This is a genomic window from Shouchella phoenicis, from assembly GCF_047238345.1.
Lineage (GTDB): Bacteria > Bacillota > Bacilli > Bacillales > Bacillaceae_D > Shouchella.
This window is the reverse complement of record NZ_JBDFMQ010000001.1, coordinates 2,843,796-2,863,989: the sequence shown is the minus strand read 5'-3', so window position 1 is coordinate 2,863,989 and position 20,194 is coordinate 2,843,796. Positions and strand designations below refer to the sequence as shown.

Here is a 20,194-nt window from a genome sequence, read left to right as displayed (position 1 = left end):
CAATTGAAATAAAAATGTAATATTTTTAGCGCTTATCTAATGATATAATAACCGCGAAGCATGACTAAATGTCTGCAAAACATGACAAATAACAACAATTGACCTTGGGATTATTGATTAAAGGTTGTGATGAAATGAGTTTAATACAGCTTACGGATGTCTGGAAAGTCTATCCAAACAGTGTGAAAGCAATAAATGGCATGTCTGTTCAATTTAATAAAGGCGAGTTTGTTTATATCGTTGGTCCAAGTGGCGCCGGTAAATCAACATTTATTCGCTTATTATATCGAGAAGAACAAGTATCTAAAGGTGAAATTTACATTGATAACGTGAATTTGTCTCAGTTGAAACATAAAGAAGTACCTAGCTTAAGAAGAAGAGTTGGCGTGGTCTTTCAAGATTTCAAGCTACTTCAATCTCTTACAGTATATGAGAATATCGCCTTTGCACTAGAGGTTATTGAAGAACACCCTTCAAAAATCAAGCAAAAAGTGATGGATGTATTAGAGCTTGTTAAGATAAAAAGTAAGGCGAAATTTTATCCAAGTGAACTGTCAGGTGGCGAACAACAGCGTGTGGCGATTGCGCGAGCTGTTGTCAATCGACCAGACATTTTAATTGCGGACGAGCCTACAGGGAACCTCGATCCGGATACAGCTTGGAGCATCATGGACATTTTAGAAAATGTTAATGCACTTGGTACAACGGTTATCATGGCTACGCACAATAAAGAAATTGTGAATACACTAAAGCGCCGAGTGATTGCAATCGAAGCTGGGCGCATTGTACGTGACGAAGCTAGGGGGAACTACGGTTATGAAGTTTAATGCAGCCAAGCGTCATATCCGTGAAGGATTTAAAAATATTGGACGTAGCGGTTGGATGACATTTGCCTCAATAAGTGCTGTAACAGTTATGCTCGTCATTGTTGGCTTTTTTATGATTGTTTTCTTAAACGGGAATCATATTGCTTCAACAATTGAAGATAATGTCGAAATTCGAGCTTTTATTGAGAGAGGCACAGACGAAGCTGAAATCAATGACTTAATTGAAGAAGTGAATGAAGAGTATGATGTTGCACAAGTAGAGTTTATTGATAAAGAAGAGGGACTTGAAAACTTAATTGCCTCAACAGACGGAGAGGATTATTGGGGTAGCTTACGAGAAGACAATCCACTCAGGGATGCACTACGAATTATTGCGTCAACACCTCAATTAACGGAAGAAATTGCTCAGTCAGTAGATGAACATCCGTATATAGGAAGAGTTTCTTATGGAGAGGAAATTATTTCTGATCTGTTTACAATTACGAACACAGGAAGAGTAGCAGGAGCTGTTGTTGTAGCTGCACTATTATTCACGGCAATGTTCTTAATCTCAAATACAATTAAATTAACAATTTTAGCGAGAAAAAATGAAATTCAAATTATGAAATTAGTAGGTGCGAAAAATAGTTTTGTACGTTGGCCATTTCTAATTGAAGGGATGTTATTAGGTTTATTAGGAAGTATTGTTCCTATTCTACTAATTAGCTTCGGCTACACCTTCTTATACAATGAATCGGCGAGCTTCTTACAGGGCGTACCGTATGATTTAATTTCACCTAATCTATTAATCTTACAATTATCAATCTTATTAGTGGTTGTTGGACTTGGCGTTGGTATATGGGGAAGCGTCATGTCTGTACGGAAATTTTTAAAAGTATAAAGGTATAGTCAAAGTCAAGGGGGAAAAAGGGTTGAAAAAGCGTACGATAAGAGCGACTGTTGCAGTAACTGCAGCAGCTGCTCTCCTATTTACTGGGATCCAACCAGCAATGGCAAATACAGAAATCAATTCAAAATTAGATCAGGTGCGTGAACAGCAAGCATCGAACCAAGAATCTGCAAACGAAACACGTTCTGAAATAACTGATCTAGAAAACGAGCTTGATGAACTTTCAAGTCAAGTTCAAACATTGACGGAAAAACAAGATGAGAACGAGCAAAAGCTAAATGACACAGAAGCTGAACTTGTTCAACTTGAAGAGGAAATCAAAGCGCTTGAAGAAGAAATTAAGATTATCGAAGAGCGCATTGAAGAGCGTACAGAAATTTTGCAGGAGCGTGCAGTTGCAGCTTATGAAACAGACGGAGAAGTAAGCTATATTGAAGTCTTGCTTGGGGCGCAAAGTTTCGGTGATTTTATTGAACGTTTTAGTGCAATTACAACCATAGCTGAAAGTGATCAAGAGTTACTAGACGAGCACGTTGCAGATGAAGAGCGTCTACATAATGCGAAAGAAGAAGTTCAAGAGAAAAAAGCAAAGGTAGAAGAAAATAAAGCAGCGTTAAAAACCGTTCAAGAAGAGTTAGATAGCCAACAAGATGAATTAGAGCATTTGCAAAATGATTTAAATGACAAAGAAGCACAACTTCAAGAGGAATTAAATGCAATTATCTCTGATGAAGAATTGCTAGTAGGGCAAGAAGCAGCTCTTGAAGCAGAGCTTGTTGCGTGGGAAGAAGAGCAAGAAAGAAAACGTGAAGAAGAAGAGCGTCGTAAACAAGAAGAGAAAGAAAGACAAGAGCGTGAAGCTGCAGAAGCGAAAAAAGCAGCAGAATCTGCTCAAGCAGAGACTGAATCTAAACCAGAAACAACAGAGCGGTCATCAAATTCAGCAACACCGTCATCTAGTGGGAACAATGCAACCGTACAAACGACTGCAGCAGCACCTTCAACAAACAATTCATCTTCCTTTATTCGACCTGCAACAGGAACTGTAACCTCTCACTTTGGTCCACGTTGGGGAAGACAACATTGGGGAATTGATATTGGTAAAAATGGAAGAAGTGGCGATGTACCAATCGTATCCGTATTAGACGGAACCGTTGTTGAAGCGGGATACCACGATGGTGGTTTTGGTAATTGGGTACTTGTTACGCATCAAATGGATGGACAACAATATACAACTGTATATGCACACTTAGATCGAATTGATGTTAGTGCTGGCCAACGTGTTGGTCAAGGCCACCAACTTGGCACAATGGGGAACACTGGTGATTCACAAGGCGCACACTTACACTTTGAAGTACACAGAGGTGCCTTTAACTGGGCTCGTACAAATGCTGTTGATCCAATGAATTATATATAAAACAAAAATAGCGTCCACCTATAGGGGCGCTATTTTTAAATTTTTTGACAAAAATAGGACAAACGAGTTTTGACATTAGGCTGAGAACGACTTAGAATAAATATAATGCTTGAATTGTATGTCTAACTCATTGGGAGTGGTGAAGGGTTTTGAAATTAAAGCAATTGATTTTTACTTTATCGGTGATGGTCATTATTGCTGTAGCTGCTGTCTTTTTTATAAATGATGGAATTCAGTTTGGAGCTTCAAATGAAACACCGCCTTCTTCAAGTGGTGAAGATGTTGATGTTCCAGAAGTGCTATTAGATGATGATGAGTTGATGGAGAAATTCGAAACAGCATTGACAACGATTGAAAATAACTACGTATCTGAAGTGGAGCGAACAAAGCTGGTTGAAGGCGCCATTAACGGAATGGTTGAGACATTAGAAGATCCCTTCTCAGATTATATGGATGTCGAATCAGCAGCAAACTTTCAGGAATCATTGAGCTCTCATTTTGAAGGCATCGGTGCAGAAGTTGGCATGGTAGATGGCTATGTGTCCATTATTACTCCGATGAGAGAATCTCCAGCGGAGCGGGCAGGACTCTTACCAAACGATGCAATCTTAGAAATTGATGGTGAATCGATTGAAGGCTATTCAGTAAATGAAGCGGTCCAGTTGATTCGTGGCGAAGGTGGTACGGATGTCACGTTGACAATTCAAAGAGGTGAACAAGGTGAACCTTTTGATGTCACAATTGAGCGAGACCGCATTCAAGTAGACGCAGTTCGTGCGGATACATTTGAAGCGGATGGTCAATTAATTGGCCGTTTAGAAATTACTTCGTTTTCTGAGGATGTAGGAAGTCAGTTTGAAGAATTATTACAAGAATTAGAGGATGAAGGCATTGATGGTTTAATTGTCGATGTTCGAAATAACCCAGGTGGTTATTTAGATGGAGCGCAAAATATTGGAAACCTTATAATCCCTGAAAATAACCCGATTGTTCAAATTGAGCATAGTAATGGCAGTATTGAAAGCTATGAATCCGATCTAGATGATCGTAAACCGTATCCAATTGTAGGTTTAATAAATGAAAGTAGCGCTTCAGCTTCCGAAATTCTAGCTGCAGCACTAAAAGAATCAGGTGATTATGATCTGGTAGGGAACACGACTTTTGGTAAAGGAACTGTCCAAAAATCAATTCGAATGACCGATGGTAGTGCCTTGAAGATTACGACCGATCGATGGTTAACAGCAGGGGGAAATACCATTGATCAAGATGGTGTTGAACCGACTGTTGAAGTTGATCAGCCAGATTATTTTTACTCAGTTGCCCTTTCAATTGAAGAGGCTTTTGAACAAGACCAAGTATCCGATCAAATCGGACGTGCACAAAGCATGCTTGAAGGATTGGGGTATGAAGTAGGACGAACGGATGGCTACTTTGACGAGCAGACTGAAAGTGCGATAATTGAATTTCAAGAAACGTATGATTTAGATGTTAATGGACAACTCGATGAAGACACTGCGCAAATGATTCAAGAAGAGATACGCGCTCATATTCGAGATGTGGAAAATGATGCACAGCTAAATCGAGCGATTGAACTTGCTGCTGAGCAAGCATCATAAGTATAATGAGAAGTATTACATGCATGAAAAAGAGATATCTGTATGAGATCGCACAGATATCTCTTTTTAAGTAAGTGCTGGAGGACAAGTTATGGTAGATACAATCGTAATTGCACTAGCGAGCTTTTTTTTAAATCCTATTGTCTATATTGGCTTACTCGTACTCTTCTTTATTGCACATCAACGTGTAAAGCAGGAACGAGGATCGTTTCATACTCGGGTATATGCACGACGCGCTGATTTTTTATTTAGTATCATTCCTTCATTAATAGCAGGTGTACTAATTAGTATTTCTACAGTTGCAGTCGGGACATTATTGCCGGTTGATGTTGTGATTGCGATAGGAGTGGCAACGCTGCTGTTGGTAATAACCGGACAAATGCAGCTCGTGACACCGACTTATTTATTTTTACTTGTTGGACTTTATCTTGTACTCGTTCCGCAAGTTCTTTCAGTTCCTAACGTAGATGATTCAATGCGTGCCTCTTTCATTTTCCCAACAATCCTATTTATTATGACCGTCTGCTTACTAGCGCAAGCGGTGTTAATTCGAAAAAATGGATCGAAGTTAGTGTCTCCGCAGTTAGAAAAAGGGAAAAGAGGACGGTATGTCGGCATTCACAAGATAAATCGGTTGTGGGTTATACCAGTTGTACTATTTATTCCAGAGGGCATCGTTTCCCTTCCTTGGTCATGGCCATTGTTTACAGTAGGGAATCTGGCTCTTCAGCCTGTTCTGTTTCCAATTTTTCTCGGATTCAAATTGCAAACGCGTAATCAGATGCACCTACGTACTGATCAACATACACGTACATATCTTTTACTAGCAATCGTAGCTGCTGTATCTACAATTATCGTAACCTTTTATTCGAGTGCATGGCTGTTTGCAAGTATACTAGGATTGATGGCGCTTCTTCATCTCACATTGCAATTGTCCATTTGGCAAAAAGCAAAGAAAGACCCTGCTTTCTTTACGGAGGAAGAAGAGAGCTGTCGTGTGGTAGGTGTACTGCCTCATAGTCCTGCTGGAAAAATGAAGATTATAATTGGTGAGGAAATTACAAAGGTAAATGGAATGATGGTGTTTGACGAGACGACGCTTTATCAAGCGCTTCAGAAGAATTCAGTTTACTGTAAAATTGAGGTAAAAGATCAATATGGAGAGAAGCGCTTCGTGCAAGGCCCACTCTATAATGGCGAGCACTATCAATTAGGTGTCTTACTTGTGCGAAAGCAAGAGAAATTGAGTAACTCTATTATTTGAATCAACTAAAATAACCTCATAAAAAGACGACTAATCCTATACTGGATCAGTCGTCTTTTTTGTCGTAATGCGTGCAAGGCAGAGCTTATTTAAGGTGTATCTTCAGACGTTCGTAACGCTGCTTTTTGCCTCTTCTTTAAAGGCGGGAGCTGGGAAATTGTATCTTGTTGCTTAGAAATGCGATATAAAACAAACCAGATAAGAGCAAAGCCAACTAATTGAGCAATCGTGACCGTTTCTTCAAGAGTAATCCATGATACGAGTACACCCGTCATTGGAAAACTCAATTCCGCAATCGTTGCCACGGAAGCTTTAACGGACTGAAGACCTCGGTAGTATAGAAGCATTGATACAAGTCCTGGCAATAAAGCAGATGCGAGAATGTTAAGTCCGATGAAGGTTAAAGCAACAGCTGACTCAGGTGTTGTCCACATGTCAGGCGATACTGTAATCAACACACCAAGCAAAGGCAATGCAAGTAAGAAGCGAAGCGCCGTCACCGTCTCGTGACGACATTTTTGGAGAAGGATACGCCCCATTACGGTTGAACCTCCCCAAAGCGCGGCTGCACCAATCGCATACAAGCTGCCTAGCTGAAGGATATCACCTGGATTATTAATCGGAAAATAAAACCCAAACGTTAATAAATAGGTACCAACTAGTGCAATTGGTACGTATAGACCAAAACGTTGTGGAAGCTTCTCTTTTAATAGAAAATGTGCCAGGGTAATCGCAAAAAGTGGTTGCAACTTTTGTAATAAGAGAACAGAATTAATTTCGCCACCGGATGAAGCAATTGTTAAGCCTTGAGTAAATAAGAGCGTTGCAATGGCAGAGCCACCCCACGAAATAAACAAGAGTGCGCCTAAATCTTTAAAGCGCAGTTTTTTAATGTCGCTTCGGAATTTATATAAAATGGGTATAGCGATTAAAGCTAAGATAATGTGTTCGACAAATACAATTTGTAGAGAAGTCATTGTATCGAGTAATAAGATTCGAAACAATGGATTAATCCCCCAAAAGGCGGCACCAATGACAATAAACCAAAATGTTTTATTCGTACGTTGTTCGTTCACAGCTGTGAGCTCCTTTTCAGTGAAAAGGTCTTCTGTAAAAATCAAAAAAAGCCCTGGACAAAAATGTTCAGGGCTGACGAAATAAACATAGCAAACGCTACATTCTTTCAATTTGATCTTCTCCCATCCGGACTTTACCGTCGGCTTTGGAATTTCACCAAATCAGTCCACAAAATGATGTGGAGTCGCGGGCTTTACCGCCGGTCAGGAATTTCACCTGCCCCGAAGACACCTATTCAAATGTAATAATCATTATTGTTATCATACTGGATTATCAGCTATTCGTCCATAGATATGTTCGTTAACAATAAATGGTTACGCACGTGCGTTCGTAAAAACTGGTGTCGGGAATGAGACATGTGATATAATTAAGCGAACGTGTGTTTAGAGAAGGTTAGCATGTATTGTTTTAACGGACGGAAAATGGGAATAACAGTAGGATAATGTTCTTTTGCGAAGGAGGGGTGAGTGTATTAACTGACGAACATCCAGTTAATCGCTCTATTAAAGATGGATCAAACGTTCCAATTAGTATCAGACTATTCGCCTCAAGGCGACCAACCAAATGCAATTGAAAAAATTGTGCGTGCGATTGAAAACGGTGACCGGCATCAAACGTTACTTGGAGCAACAGGGACCGGTAAGACGTTTACAATGTCAAATGTGATTCAAGCAGTGAATAAGCCGACATTAATTATGGCACACAATAAAACCCTTGCCGGACAGCTGTACAGCGAGTTTAAACAATTTTTTCCGAATAATGCTGTTGAATATTTTGTTAGCTATTATGATTATTATCAACCAGAGGCGTATGTGCCGTCTTCTGATACCTTTATTGAAAAAGATGCAAGCATTAACGATGAAATTGATAAATTACGTCACTCGGCTACAAGTTCCTTATTTGAAAGACGAGATGTGATTATCGTAGCTAGTGTGTCGTGTATATATGGTTTAGGTAATCCAGAAGAGTACCGAGACCTTGTTTTATCTATACGTACAGGAATGGAAATGGATCGAAATGAGTTGTTACGCAGGCTTGTAGACATCCAGTATGATCGAAACGATTTAAACTTCATCCGCGGAACATTTCGTGTAAGAGGCGATGTTGTGGAAATTTTCCCAGCTTCTCGCGACGAGCAATGTATCCGGGTTGAGTTTTTTGGTGATGAAATTGACCGCATGACTGAAGTAGACGCATTAACCGGTGAAATAAAAGGCGAACGCAACCACGTGTCTATTTTTCCGGCATCTCACTTTGTTACCCGAGAAGAAAAAATGAAAAAAGCAATTGCTAATATTGAAACGGAGTTAGAAGAACAGTTAAAAACGATGCATGAAGAGGGGAAATTACTAGAAGCGCAACGTTTAGAGCAGCGTACGCGTTATGATCTTGAGATGATGGCTGAAATGGGCTTTTGCTCAGGGATTGAAAACTATTCCCGTCATTTAACATTACGAGAGTCTGGGGCTACACCGTACACGTTGATCGATTTCTTTCCGGAAGACTTTCTGCTTATTATGGATGAGTCCCACGTTACATTGCCTCAAGTACGAGGCATGTATAATGGTGACCGAGCTCGAAAAGAAATTCTTGTGAACCACGGATTCCGTTTGCCTTCAGCACTGGATAATCGACCATTAAAATTTGCTGAGTTTGAAGGAAAAGTGAGTCAAGCGGTTTATGTTTCGGCTACACCAGGACCTTATGAGCTAGAACATACACCAGAAATGGTTGAACAAATTATTCGACCAACTGGTTTATTAGATCCGCCAATTGAGGTTCGTCCAATTGAAGGACAAATTGATGATTTAATTGGCGAAATCCACGAGCAGATTGAGCGGAATGAGCGTGTGCTCGTTACCACATTAACAAAGAAAATGTCTGAAGACTTAACGGATTACTTGAAAGAGTTAGGGATAAAAGTCCGGTACTTACACTCTGAAGTAAAGACGTTGGATCGACTTGAGATTATACGGCAGTTGAGAATGGGAACATTTGATGTTCTTATTGGGATAAATTTATTACGAGAAGGACTAGATATTCCAGAAGTTTCTCTCGTTGCAATATTGGATGCAGATAAAGAGGGATTTCTACGAGCGGAGCGTTCTCTTATTCAAACGATTGGTCGAGCTGCCCGAAACGAACACGGTCGAGTCATCATGTATGCGGATAAAATGACAGGTTCAATGGAAGTAGCGATAAGCGAAACGAAGCGCCGTCGAGAAATTCAGGAAGCATATAATGTAAAGCATGGCATCACGCCTCAAACGATCCAAAAGAAAATTCCTGATGTTGTCCAAGCGACGTATGCAGCAGAAGAAGATGGCGAATACGATGTTACGCAAAAACCGCAACAAAAAATGACGAAAAAAGAACGTGAAAAGACTATTGAACAAGTAGAAGTAGAAATGAAGCAAGCTGCAAAAGATTTAAACTTTGAACGAGCAGCTGAACTTCGAGATATGCTGTTAGAGCTTAAAGCGGAAGGATGACGGTATGGCACACGAAGAGATTGTCGTTAAAGGGGCACGATCAAATAATTTAAAAAATATGGATGTCTCAATTCCTAGAGGAAAGCTCGTCGTTTTGACGGGCTTATCGGGTTCTGGAAAATCTTCTTTGGCATTCGATACAATTTATGCAGAAGGGCAAAGGCGGTATGTAGAATCGTTATCCGCCTATGCTCGTCAATTTTTAGGGCAAATGGACAAACCTGATGTTGATTCAATTGAAGGATTGTCGCCGGCTATTTCGATTGATCAAAAAACAACGAGCCGAAACCCTCGTTCAACCGTTGGAACGGTAACAGAGATTCATGATTATTTAAGGCTTTTATATGCAAGAATCGGCAAGCCTATTTGTCCGAAACATGGCATCGAGATTACATCGCAGACGATTCAGCAAATGGTTGATCAATTGCAACAGTTTCCCGAACGTACCAAAATGCAAATCCTTGCCCCTATGGTTTCTGGTCGAAAGGGGACTCACGCAAAAGTATTTGATCAAATTAAAAAAGATGGCTATGTTCGTGTGCGTGTAAATGGAGAAATGAGAGAAGCAACGGAAGAAATAGAGCTTGATAAAAATAAGAAACATAACGTTGAAGTGGTCATTGATCGGATTGTTGTGAAAGACGGGATTCAAACGAGAATGGCTGATTCATTAGAGACAGCTTTAAATCTTGCTGATGGACGTGTCTTGATCGATGTGATTGACGGCGAAGAACTATTGTTCAGTCAACATCATGCTTGTCCCGAATGCGGATTTTCCATTCCTGAATTAGAGCCACGCTTTTTCTCATTTAACAGTCCATACGGCGCATGTACCGCTTGTGATGGTCTCGGTGTGAAGCAAGAAGTAGATGCGGAGCTCGTGATTCCTGATTCAGACAGAACGTTAAGGGATCATGCCATTGCACCGTGGGAGCCAACGAGCTCATCCTATTATCCACAGCTGCTTGAAGCGGTATGCGAGCACTTTTCAATTGATATGGATACGCCTTTTAATCAACTGCCTGAAAAACAACAATCCATCATCTTGAATGGGAGCGGAAAAGAAAAGATCTTTTTCCATTATGAAAATGATTTTGGACGCGTTCGTGAGCATATGATTGTGTTTGAAGGGGTTTTAACAAATGTTAGCCGTCGATACAGAGAGACAAGCTCAGATTATATACGCGAGCAGATGGAAGCCTACATGTCACAGAAAAATTGTCCAACTTGTAAAGGCTATCGATTAAAAAAAGAGGCGCTTGCTGTTTTTGTTGGCAATAAGCACCTTGGTGAAGTGAGTCAATTTTCTTGTACCGATGCCCTTCAGTTTATGCAAACGTTGGAGCTATCAGAAAAAGATCGTTCCATTTCAAGACTTATTCTTAAAGAAATTGAAGATCGAATCGGCTTCCTTATCAATGTAGGGTTGGATTATCTTACACTATCTCGAGCGGCTGGCACGTTATCCGGTGGTGAAGCACAGCGTATTCGTCTTGCGACACAAATCGGCTCATCTCTTATGGGGGTGCTCTATATTTTAGATGAACCTTCCATTGGGTTGCATCAACGAGATAATGACCGCTTAATTGAAACATTAAAACGGATGCGCGATTTAGGAAACACGCTCATCGTTGTTGAACACGACGAGGACACCATGTTGGCCGCGGATCACATTATCGATATTGGTCCTGGCGCAGGTGTGCACGGTGGTTATGTGACAGCACAAGGCTCTCCAGAAGAATTAATTGCTGATCCTAACTCCTTGACTGGTCAATATTTAGCTGGTGAAAAGTTTATTAACGTTCCAACCGAGCGTCGCTCCTTGACTGGCAGAAAATTTGTTGTGAAAAGTGCTACGGAAAACAATTTAAAGAATATAAATGTTACGTTTCCGCTCGGTGTCTTTACTGCCATTACGGGTGTTTCTGGCTCCGGAAAGAGTACACTTGTAAATGAAATTGTACACAAGTCTCTTGCGCAAAAAATTCATCGTGCCAAAGATAAGCCTGGAAAGCACAAAGAAATTGTTGGTATTGAAGAAATGGATAAAGTCATTGACATTGACCAATCACCAATTGGCCGTACTCCGCGATCAAACCCTGCAACCTATACAAGTGTGTTTGATGATATTCGTGATGTGTTTGCACTAACGAATGAAGCAAAAGTAAGAGGGTACAAAAAAGGGCGCTTTAGTTTTAATGTAAAAGGCGGTAGATGTGAGGCATGTAAAGGAGACGGCATTATTAAGATTGAAATGCACTTCTTACCTGATGTTTACGTCCCGTGTGAAGTTTGTCACGGGAAGCGCTATAATCGCGAAACGTTAGAAGTAACGTATAAAAGCAAAACGATTGCAGATGTATTGGAAATGACAGTCGAAGAAGGCGTTGAGTTTTTCGGAAGCATTCCAAAGATTAAGCGTAAAATCCAAACATTAATTGATGTTGGTTTGGGATATGTGCGTTTAGGGCAGCCGGCAACAACATTATCCGGTGGAGAAGCCCAGCGTGTAAAACTCGCTTCACAGCTTCATAAACGACCAACAGGGAAAACCCTGTATATTTTAGATGAACCGACGACAGGTTTGCATGTTGATGACATTGATCGCTTATTAAGTGTCATTCAGCGTCTTGTCGATAATGGCGATACCGTTCTTGTAATTGAGCACAATCTCGATGTTATTAAGACGGTTGATCACATTATTGATCTAGGCCCTGAAGGCGGCACAGGTGGCGGTCAGCTCGTTGCTCAAGGAACACCTGAAGAAGTCGCAGAAGTGGAAGGTTCATATACCGGACGCTACTTAAAACCGATATTAGAAAGAGATAAAGCACGCTATGCGGAAAAATTCGAGTTTTCATCATAAAAAATAGGGAAAAAATGAAACATGTGACCTTGCTTCTTCGTAATAAGATCATAGAAGATAATATTGAAAAGGAGCGATCGTGATGGAAGAACGTAAAATGATTTTAAAGATGATAGAAGATGGGAAAGTCTCTGCTGAAGAAGGCTTGAAGTTACTTGAAGCTGTTGGGAAAGAGGAAGACGTATCCTCTGGATCAACTGCTAGCAAGGCTAGCTCATCAAGTAAAGAACGTCAAGAGCCTGAAGAGTCACCTTTTACGAAATTTACCAGTTTTTTTGAATCAGCCTTTCAAAAAGTAAGAGAAGGTGATTTTGACTTTAACTTCGGAAACGGAATTGATATTCAACATACGTTTGAAGAAGAGCAAGCAGAATTGAATAAAGTGAAGGTCTCTTTAGAAAATGGCTCGTTTACCATTGTACCGTGGGAAAAACAAGGCGCGCGATTAGAACTTGATGCAAAAGTGTACCGAACTAATAACGATGAGCAGGCACATGAATTTTTAATGAAGGAATCGTCTTTTTCAATAACGGACGGTGAACTAGTATTCGAAACAAAGTCAAAAACAATGAAAGTGAATGGAACGTTATATGTTCCAAAATCCGCCTACGATAGCATCAAACTTTATACGTTTAATGGATCTTTAACCGGGGAATCAGTACAGACGAAAGAGTTTGAAGCGAACACAACAAATGGCTCAATTAAAGTCACCCATTTGGAAGCAACAAAAGCAAGCTTAGAAACAATGAACGGCTCGATTACGATTGAAGAGAACGCAATCGGCTCTTTATTTGCGAAAACGTTAAATGGAACGATTAAAGCAAACGGAAAAATTGAAGATGCTGATGTAGAAACAGTAAATGGGTCCATTACGTATTATTTAAATAAACATCATAATACAGGTGGCTATTTAGATGTCAAAACGACCACAGGTAGCGTGAAACTATTTGTTGCGGAAGATGTCCGATTTGAAGGGAAACTTCGTTCAAATGTCGGCTCGATTCATAACCATCTTGAATCGTCGATTGTTCATGACGAGAAAAAAGAGCTTGCGCAGCGTTATATGCACGTAACCGCAAATGATGATATTCCAGGTAAGGTGAAAGTTCGTGCTGTTGCTAACACTGGTAGTATCACATTAAGAAATCAATAGAAGTATACGTCTTTGAAAGGAAGTAATGTAAGATGAAGCAACTAAAACGATCATCGAGTAAACGTATGATAACAGGAGTATGTGGCGGAATTGCTGAATACTTTTCAATTGACCCAACAATTATTCGTCTTATCGCTGTTATCTTAGCGCTAATCTCAACGGTATGGCCCGTTCTTATTGCCTATATCATTGCTACATTTTTAATGCCAACTGAGTAAGGAGGGGTTCATATGAGATGGCTTATTGGTCTTGTGCTGAACGCACTTGTGCTATTACTTTTATCAGAGTTATTCTCTGGTTTTACCTTAAGTGGGTTTGGCGCTGCCTTGATTGCTGCGCTTATCTTATCAGTTTTAAATTGGACTGTGAAACCATTACTTACGGTATTAACGTTGCCAATAACCATTTTAACGCTAGGATTATTCCTATTTGTCATTAGTGCGTTAACGTTAATGTTGACCGCTTGGTTTATGGGAAGTTACTTTGTCATTGATGGTTTTGGTATTGCTTTACTTGCAGCTGTTATTATTGCGCTGTTCCAAGCGATATTAATAAACCCTGTCAAACGAAGCTAATTATATAAGAAATCCGTGAGACGTAGGGCGTTCGCTCTGCGTCTTTTTTGATCACTTTTTTAAGGTTTATGACTCTGATAAAAATCGTGCTACAATATGGCTAGTGGAAAGCTATGTAAAAGAGGTGTGTGCATGTCAAAAGTGACAGCGAATGATATATTAGAGAAATTTCAATTTGAACTATTAGCAGGGGAAGAAGGGATTTATCGTCCTATTACGACGAGTGACATTTCTCGTCCAGGGATTGAAATGGCTGGTTTTTTTACGTATTATCCTGCTCGCCGTCTGCAGTTAATTGGTCGAACCGAGCTATCTTTTATAAAGTCGTTATCGGATGAAGAAAAAGAAGAGCGGATGACGAAGCTATGTACATATGATACACCTGGTATTATTTTATCTCGAGGATTAGAAGCGCCATCTCAATTAATTGCGGCGGCAAATAAAAAAAATGTGCCTGTTCTTCGGTCAACATTAACAACGACACAGCTTAGTAGCCGCGTGACCAACTACTTAGAAAGTGAGTTAGCGCCTGTGACGGCTGTACACGGGGTTCTTGTTGATATTTATGGGATAGGGGTGTTAATCACTGGTGGGAGTGGTGTCGGTAAAAGTGAAACCGCGCTCGACCTTGTACGAAGAGGCCATCGCTTAGTGGCTGATGATTCAGTTGAAATTCGTCAGCAAAATGAAGATACATTAGTGGGGCATCCCCCGCCGTTATTGCAACATTTACTTGAAATTCGTGGGTTAGGGATTATCAATGTCATGACCTTGTTCGGTGCTGGAGCGGTTCGTCCGTTTAAACGCATAAGCTTGTGTATGAACCTCGAAACATGGGATCAGAAAAAAGCGTACGACCGATTAGGACTTGAAGAAGATAAAATGAAAATTTTTGATACAGAAATAACAAAGATGACGGTGCCTGTTCGTCCAGGACGAAACTTGGCGGTTATCATTGAAGTGGCTGCAATGAATTTCCGCTTAAAGCGGCTTGGGTTTAACGCTGCGCAAGAATTTTCAGAGCGTCTGACACAAGTGATTGAACAAGGGGATAATGAAGAATTTTAAGAACAGAGAGTAGAGAGGTGAGACAGATTGAATACACAAATTGAACCGATGGATCGCGTTTTTATCTCGCTTGGGCCAATCGATATTTATTGGTATGCGGTGTTGATTCTTTTAGGTGTGTTTGTTGGTTATTTATGGACACGTTATGAAGGAGATAAGCGTGGCCTTCCTAAAGAAACGTTTGCAGATTTGCTCGTTTGGGCGCTGCCAATTTCTATTATTTGTGCGCGACTTTACTATGTCATTTTTAGATGGGATCAATTTGCAGATAACCCGTTAAGTGTATTTAACATTCGTGAAGGTGGAATTGCGATTCACGGTGCTTTAATTGGTGCGGTTGTAACGGCAATTGTCTTTGCTCGAGTGAAGAAGTTATCTTTTTGGAAAATTGCCGACGTTGCTGCGCCAGCGATTCTTATTGGTCAAGCGATTGGTCGATGGGGGAACTTCGTCAACCAAGAAGTGTATGGCGGGGAAGTGTCAAGAGAATTTTTAGAGAGTTTATTCTTGCCTGACTGGATGATTAATCAAATGTACATAAATGGTGCGTATTATCATCCAACCTTTTTGTACGAATCGTTATGGAGTCTTTTAGGTGTTATTGTCTTAATTCTGTTAAGAAAAGTGAACTTAAGACAAGGGGAACTTTTCTTCAGTTACGTGATTTGGTATTCCGTCGGTCGATTCTTTATTGAAGGCATCCGTTTGGATTATTTGTTAATCGGGGAAACGCTACGAACTGCGCAATTTATTTCAATCGTTCTAATTGGATTGGCAATCATTCTATGGATTTATCGACGTATGGTCGTTCAGCCCCCACGCTATTTAGATACGGATGGTGCTACAACTACAGCCAACACAAAGAACAATAAACAGAAAAAGAAAAAATAGAAAGAAGGGGTACCATGGGAGTGGTGAAACGAGGGCTCTTGTCTGGATTGCAAACGACCTGGACATTAGGAAAAATTATTTTTCCGATTACATTGTTTGTCACGCTTTTAGGTTACACGCCGGTCTTAGGGTGGATTGCTTCAGGAATTGCACCAGTGATGAATCTTATTGGTTTACCTGGGGAAGCTGCCATTCCTCTAGTGATTGGAAATGTGCTTAATTTGTTTGCAGGGATTGGCGCCATTCTATCCCTTGAATTAACCGTAAAAGAAGTATTCATTCTTGCGATCATGTTATCCTTCTCACACAATTTAATTGTGGAATCAGCGGTGGCGACAAAAGTAGGAATTAAAGTATTCCCCATTGTCGCTGTTCGGATGTTCTTAGCTCTTTATTCTGCATTTGTGATTAACCTCGTTTGGGATGGCGGTAGCGAGCAAGCGGTTTATGGACTCGCTTCAGCTACGCAAGCAGCAGAGCCGACAACGATTCTAGGAATGGTGTCTGTTGGGCTGCAAACAGCTTTTTGGGGCGTAGCCCAGTTAGCAATGGTGGTTATTCCTTTAATGCTTGTTGTGCAAATTATGAGGGAAAGAGGTTGGCTAAAGGTCATTTCAAAATGGCTATCGCCACTTACTCGCCTTATTGGAGTGGATCGCAATACATCCGTAACGCTTGCATCGGGATTAACCATCGGTCTTGCTTATGGGGCAGGAGTGATGATTGACGCTGTAAAAGAAGATAAAGTAAAGAAAAAAGATCTGTACATCGTTTTTATTTTTCTAGTCGCGTGTCATGCAGTTGTAGAGGATACGCTAGTCTTTGTTGTGCTAGGAATTCCAGTTTGGCCACTGCTAGTGATAAGAGTGATAACAGCTCTCTTGCTAACCATCGTCATTTCAAGAGTTTGGACACGATTAGAAAAAAGAAAAGAGTCTGCGTATGGAAAGGATGCCCTATATGACCATTAATACAATTTTGTTTGATTTAGACGGTACGTTAATTGATACAAATGAGTTAATTATCCAGTCGTTTCTTCACACGCTTCAGGCGGATTATCCAGACCAATATACGAGAGAATCGGTTCTTCCGTTTATAGGACCTTCTTTGATGGATACCTTTTCTTCTATAGATCAAGAGAAAGCGGAAGCGTATATTGCAACGTACCGCGCACACAATCATTTACATCATGATGCGCTCGTAACCATTTATCCAGGAGTTAAAGAAGGCATTGAGAAGCTTCATCAACAAGGATATAAACTTGCGATTGTCACGACAAAAATAAAAGAGACGGCTCGAATGGGGTTGAAGTTAACAGGCTTAGAACCTTATTTTGATGTAGTGATTGGGCTTGATGATGTAACAAACGAGAAGCCGAATCCAGAACCCATTTTCAAAGCATTAGAGCGTTTAGGCACTTCCCCTGATGAAGCCATTATGGTTGGGGATAATTCTCATGATTTATTAGCTGGTCAACGGGCTGGTACGATAAGTGTTGGGGTAGGCTGGGCCCTTAAAGGAGAGGCCTATTTGCAATCCTTTAACCCAGACTTTATTATTCATTCGATGGACGATCTCATTCAGATCGCGAAAGAGAGATGAGTAGAAAGACAGAGCGTTACCCGGTGTCAGGGACGAATTCTCTTTGGCAGCTATACAAGACAGTCTCGTTTTGGAAAGTTGTGAAAATCTTTCTCGTCAGTCAAGTAGCAAGGATCACCCCTTCTATGAGGATGAAAAATTGGCTGTATCGAACGTTTTTAAACATGAAGATTGGTCAGTATACAGCGTTTGCGCTAATGGTAATGGTTGATGCCATGTTTCCTGAACGTATTAAAGTCGGAACAAATTCAATTATTGGCTATAACACGACAATCTTGGCTCATGAATACCTCATTAACGAATATCGCTTAGGCGATGTCATAATAGGAAATGATGTGATGATTGGTGCAAACTGCACGATATTACCTGGGGTCACGATAGGTGATCGTGCTGTCGTAGGCGCTGGCACAGTTGTTCATAAAGATGTAGCTGCGGATACGTTTGTTGCTGGAAATCCGATGCGTTTTATTAAGAAACTTTCAAGCGAATAAAGGGATTCTCGGTTTTTGTCGAGAAAAGACTTAGACGATGGTCTAAGTCTTTTTTTGTAACCAAAAACGAGAAGGGCTGTTGTTGACTTTCCTACCAAACAAATGTAAACTATTAAAAAACTTTAATTCGTTAGCGATTTAATAAACTAAAGCATTTGAGGTGTTTAGCGTGTCCCAGTTATTTTTATTTGAAAAGCCGTTAGGTATGAGAGATAAATTGCCTCATCAATATCGCATGCAGAGCACCATTGCTGCACAGTTGTTACAAGTAATTGCAGGATGGGGGTATGAGAAAGTACAAACCCCTGCGTTGGAGTATTTTGAAACTGTTGGGAAATTATCGGCAATCCCTGATCAACAACTGTTTAAGTGCATTGATTTGTCGGGGAATACCCTCGTTTTAAGACCGGATATGACGGCCCCAATTGCTCGACTCGTTTCATCAACAATGAAGAATCGTTCTTTTCCGTTACGGTTATCGTATCATTCAAACTTATACCGTGCGCAACAACTCGAAGGCGGGCGTCCAGCAGAGTTTGAACAAGTTGGGGTTGAGTTAATTGGTGATGCAACAGCGAGTGGAGACAGTGAAATTATTGTGCTCTTTCAACAAGCAATTGAGGAAATTCGGCTTGAACGCTATCAGCTGGTACTTGGACATATTGGGTTTTTACAAGCGGTGCTTAAGGAGTATATACCGGTAACGCAAGATGCTGAGAACATTCAAAGGCAGTTATTTGAGAAAAATGATGTCGGTTTTCGAGAATCCGTGTCTGCATGTAACTTGCCTTCACATATTGAAGAGCGACTACTTCAACTCACAGACTTACGCGGCAATGAACAAATGTTGGATCAAGCTGATGCGCTCGTTACATCTGAAGAAGGAAAACAAGCCATTCAAGAACTTCGTCATATTTGGAAGGTGATTAAGGAAGAAGGATTTGAAGACGTTGTTCAGTTTGATTTAAGTACAGTGTTGCATATGAGCTACTATACAGGGTTTGTTTTTGAAGCCTATCATGAAGATAGTGCCCAACCAATCGGTGGTGGCGGTCGTTATGATGAACTATTAGCGCAATTTGGCCGAAGTGCTCCTGCAACAGGATTCGGTGTAAGAGTCGACCTTTTAAGTGAGGTATGTGGGGAGTTTGCACAAAACGAAGAGAGTTGGTGTTTCGTATACCACCAGTCTCGTAGAAAAGAAGCATTTGAAAAAGCGTACCAATTACGTCAAGAGGGGTATAGCGTTATTTTACAAGATGAAGCTGGACTAACGGATAATTGGAAAAAAGACCAGTCCCAAATGGCGTATCTTTATTTTGAAGAGGAGGAGGGGAAATGAATCAACTTACCATTGCGATGCCAAAAGGAAGAATTTTTCATGAAGCTGTAGCGTTGTTAAGAACGGCAGGCTACCATCTTCCTGAAACCTTTGAAGAGTCAAGGAAGTTAATTATAGATGTGCCAGAAGAGCGTTTGCGCTTTGTCCTAGCTAAGCCAATGGATGTCCCGACTTACGTTGAGCAAGGGGTAGCTGATGTAGGGGTAGCAGGAAAAGACGTGATGTTGGAAGAGAAGCGCGATGTGCATGAAATGCTAGACTTGAAAATTAGTGCTTGTCATCTAGCCGTTGCGAGTTTACCAGATTATCAGAAAGGTGAGCTTCATCCGAAAGTGGCGTCAAAATATCCGAACTTAGCGATTCAATATTTTAAAGAACAAGGTGAGCAAGTAGAAGTCATCAAACTGAATGGCTCCATTGAACTTGCGCCAATTATGGGACTCGCCAACCGAATTGTTGATATTGTATCGACCGGTCAAACGTTGGAGGAAAATGGCTTGATTGAATTGGAAAAGATTCAAGAAATTACGTCTCGATTTATCGTAAATGCAGCGAGTTATCGAGTGAAACGTGCAGAAATACAACGTATGATTAAACAATTGCAAGCTGTCGTGTAGGAGGGGT

The 20,194-nt window shown here is 40.6% G+C and carries 18 protein-coding genes and 1 riboswitch; of the genes, 17 read left to right on the top strand and 1 reads right to left on the bottom strand.

Translation table 11 applies throughout. From position 1 onward, the window contains the following. Positions 1 to 134: 134 nt before the first annotated feature. The 5 genes from ftsE to ABC361_RS15345 all read left to right on the top strand — a co-directional run bounded on the left by ftsE (position 135) and on the right by ABC361_RS15345 (position 6,013). A complete protein-coding gene (gene ftsE / locus ABC361_RS15365; RefSeq protein ID WP_413074762.1) occupies positions 135 to 827 on the top strand; it encodes a cell division ATP-binding protein FtsE in 693 nt (230 codons plus the stop codon). After that, complete coding sequence (gene ftsX / locus ABC361_RS15360; protein ID WP_413074761.1) at positions 817 to 1,707, top strand: permease-like cell division protein FtsX; 891 nt, start codon at positions 817 to 819, stop codon at positions 1,705 to 1,707. The genes ftsE and ftsX overlap by 11 nt, the downstream gene beginning before the upstream one ends. Positions 1,708 to 1,738: 31 nt before the next feature. After that, on the top strand, positions 1,739 to 3,133 hold the full coding sequence (locus tag ABC361_RS15355) for a murein hydrolase activator EnvC family protein (RefSeq protein WP_413074760.1): 1,395 nt from the start codon (positions 1,739 to 1,741) through the stop codon (positions 3,131 to 3,133). 149 nt (positions 3,134 to 3,282) lie between these two features. Continuing rightward, positions 3,283 to 4,749 carry a S41 family peptidase gene (locus tag ABC361_RS15350; RefSeq protein WP_413074759.1) on the top strand — a complete coding sequence of 489 codons (1,467 nt, stop codon included), beginning with the start codon at positions 3,283 to 3,285 and terminating at the stop codon, positions 4,747 to 4,749. Positions 4,750 to 4,840: 91 nt separating this feature from the next. Then, positions 4,841 to 6,013 (top strand): hypothetical protein, encoded by a 1,173-nt coding sequence (locus ABC361_RS15345; RefSeq protein WP_413074758.1) that lies wholly within the window; start codon positions 4,841 to 4,843, stop codon positions 6,011 to 6,013. A gap of 89 nt (positions 6,014 to 6,102) precedes the next feature. Here ABC361_RS15345 and ABC361_RS15340 read toward each other — a convergent pair whose 3' ends face one another. After that, positions 6,103 to 7,089: a DMT family transporter gene (locus ABC361_RS15340; RefSeq protein ID WP_413074757.1), complete on the bottom strand. Its 987-nt coding sequence runs from the start codon at positions 7,087 to 7,089 to the stop codon at positions 6,103 to 6,105. A 111-nt stretch (positions 7,090 to 7,200) separates the two neighbouring features. Further along, positions 7,201 to 7,323: riboswitch (FMN riboswitch) on the bottom strand. Positions 7,324 to 7,599: 276 nt separating this feature from the next. On the opposite strand from ABC361_RS15340, the gene uvrB reads away from it, so the two are divergent. The 12 genes from uvrB to hisG all read left to right on the top strand — a co-directional run bounded on the left by uvrB (position 7,600) and on the right by hisG (position 20,187). Then, positions 7,600 to 9,582 (top strand): excinuclease ABC subunit UvrB, encoded by a 1,983-nt coding sequence (uvrB, locus tag ABC361_RS15335; protein WP_413074756.1) that lies wholly within the window; start codon positions 7,600 to 7,602, stop codon positions 9,580 to 9,582. Positions 9,583 to 9,586: 4 nt separating this feature from the next. After that, positions 9,587 to 12,448, top strand: a complete 2,862-nt coding sequence (gene uvrA / locus ABC361_RS15330) for an excinuclease ABC subunit UvrA (RefSeq protein ID WP_413074755.1) — start codon at positions 9,587 to 9,589, stop codon at positions 12,446 to 12,448. A gap of 82 nt (positions 12,449 to 12,530) precedes the next feature. After that, positions 12,531 to 13,601: a DUF4097 family beta strand repeat-containing protein gene (locus ABC361_RS15325; protein ID WP_413074754.1), complete on the top strand. Its 1,071-nt coding sequence runs from the start codon at positions 12,531 to 12,533 to the stop codon at positions 13,599 to 13,601. 32 nt (positions 13,602 to 13,633) lie between these two features. After that, the gene (locus ABC361_RS15320; RefSeq protein ID WP_413074753.1) at positions 13,634 to 13,819 is read left to right on the top strand and encodes a PspC domain-containing protein; all 186 of its coding nucleotides are present in this window, start codon (positions 13,634 to 13,636) and stop codon (positions 13,817 to 13,819) included. A 12-nt stretch (positions 13,820 to 13,831) separates the two neighbouring features. Then, positions 13,832 to 14,176, top strand: a complete 345-nt coding sequence (locus ABC361_RS15315) for a phage holin family protein (protein WP_413074752.1) — start codon at positions 13,832 to 13,834, stop codon at positions 14,174 to 14,176. A 132-nt stretch (positions 14,177 to 14,308) separates the two neighbouring features. Further along, positions 14,309 to 15,244 (top strand): HPr(Ser) kinase/phosphatase, encoded by a 936-nt coding sequence (gene hprK, locus ABC361_RS15310; protein ID WP_413074751.1) that lies wholly within the window; start codon positions 14,309 to 14,311, stop codon positions 15,242 to 15,244. Positions 15,245 to 15,271: 27 nt separating this feature from the next. Beyond that, entirely contained in the window at positions 15,272 to 16,135 is an 864-nt protein-coding gene (gene lgt, locus ABC361_RS15305; protein WP_413074750.1) for a prolipoprotein diacylglyceryl transferase, read from the top strand. Between the two features lie 14 nt (positions 16,136 to 16,149). Beyond that, positions 16,150 to 17,106 (top strand): nucleoside recognition domain-containing protein, encoded by a 957-nt coding sequence (locus tag ABC361_RS15300; protein WP_413074749.1) that lies wholly within the window; start codon positions 16,150 to 16,152, stop codon positions 17,104 to 17,106. Further along, positions 17,096 to 17,737, top strand: a complete 642-nt coding sequence (gene ppaX, locus ABC361_RS15295; protein WP_413074748.1) for a pyrophosphatase PpaX — start codon at positions 17,096 to 17,098, stop codon at positions 17,735 to 17,737. Before ABC361_RS15300 ends, ppaX begins: the two co-directional genes overlap by 11 nt. Continuing rightward, on the top strand, positions 17,734 to 18,228 hold the full coding sequence (locus ABC361_RS15290; protein ID WP_413074747.1) for an acyltransferase: 495 nt from the start codon (positions 17,734 to 17,736) through the stop codon (positions 18,226 to 18,228). The genes ppaX and ABC361_RS15290 overlap by 4 nt, the downstream gene beginning before the upstream one ends. A 169-nt stretch (positions 18,229 to 18,397) precedes the next feature. Then, positions 18,398 to 19,570 (top strand): ATP phosphoribosyltransferase regulatory subunit, encoded by a 1,173-nt coding sequence (locus tag ABC361_RS15285; protein ID WP_413074746.1) that lies wholly within the window; start codon positions 18,398 to 18,400, stop codon positions 19,568 to 19,570. Then, a complete protein-coding gene (gene hisG, locus ABC361_RS15280) occupies positions 19,567 to 20,187 on the top strand; it encodes an ATP phosphoribosyltransferase (protein WP_413074745.1) in 621 nt (206 codons plus the stop codon). Before ABC361_RS15285 ends, hisG begins: the two co-directional genes overlap by 4 nt. Positions 20,188 to 20,194: the final 7 nt, after the last annotated feature.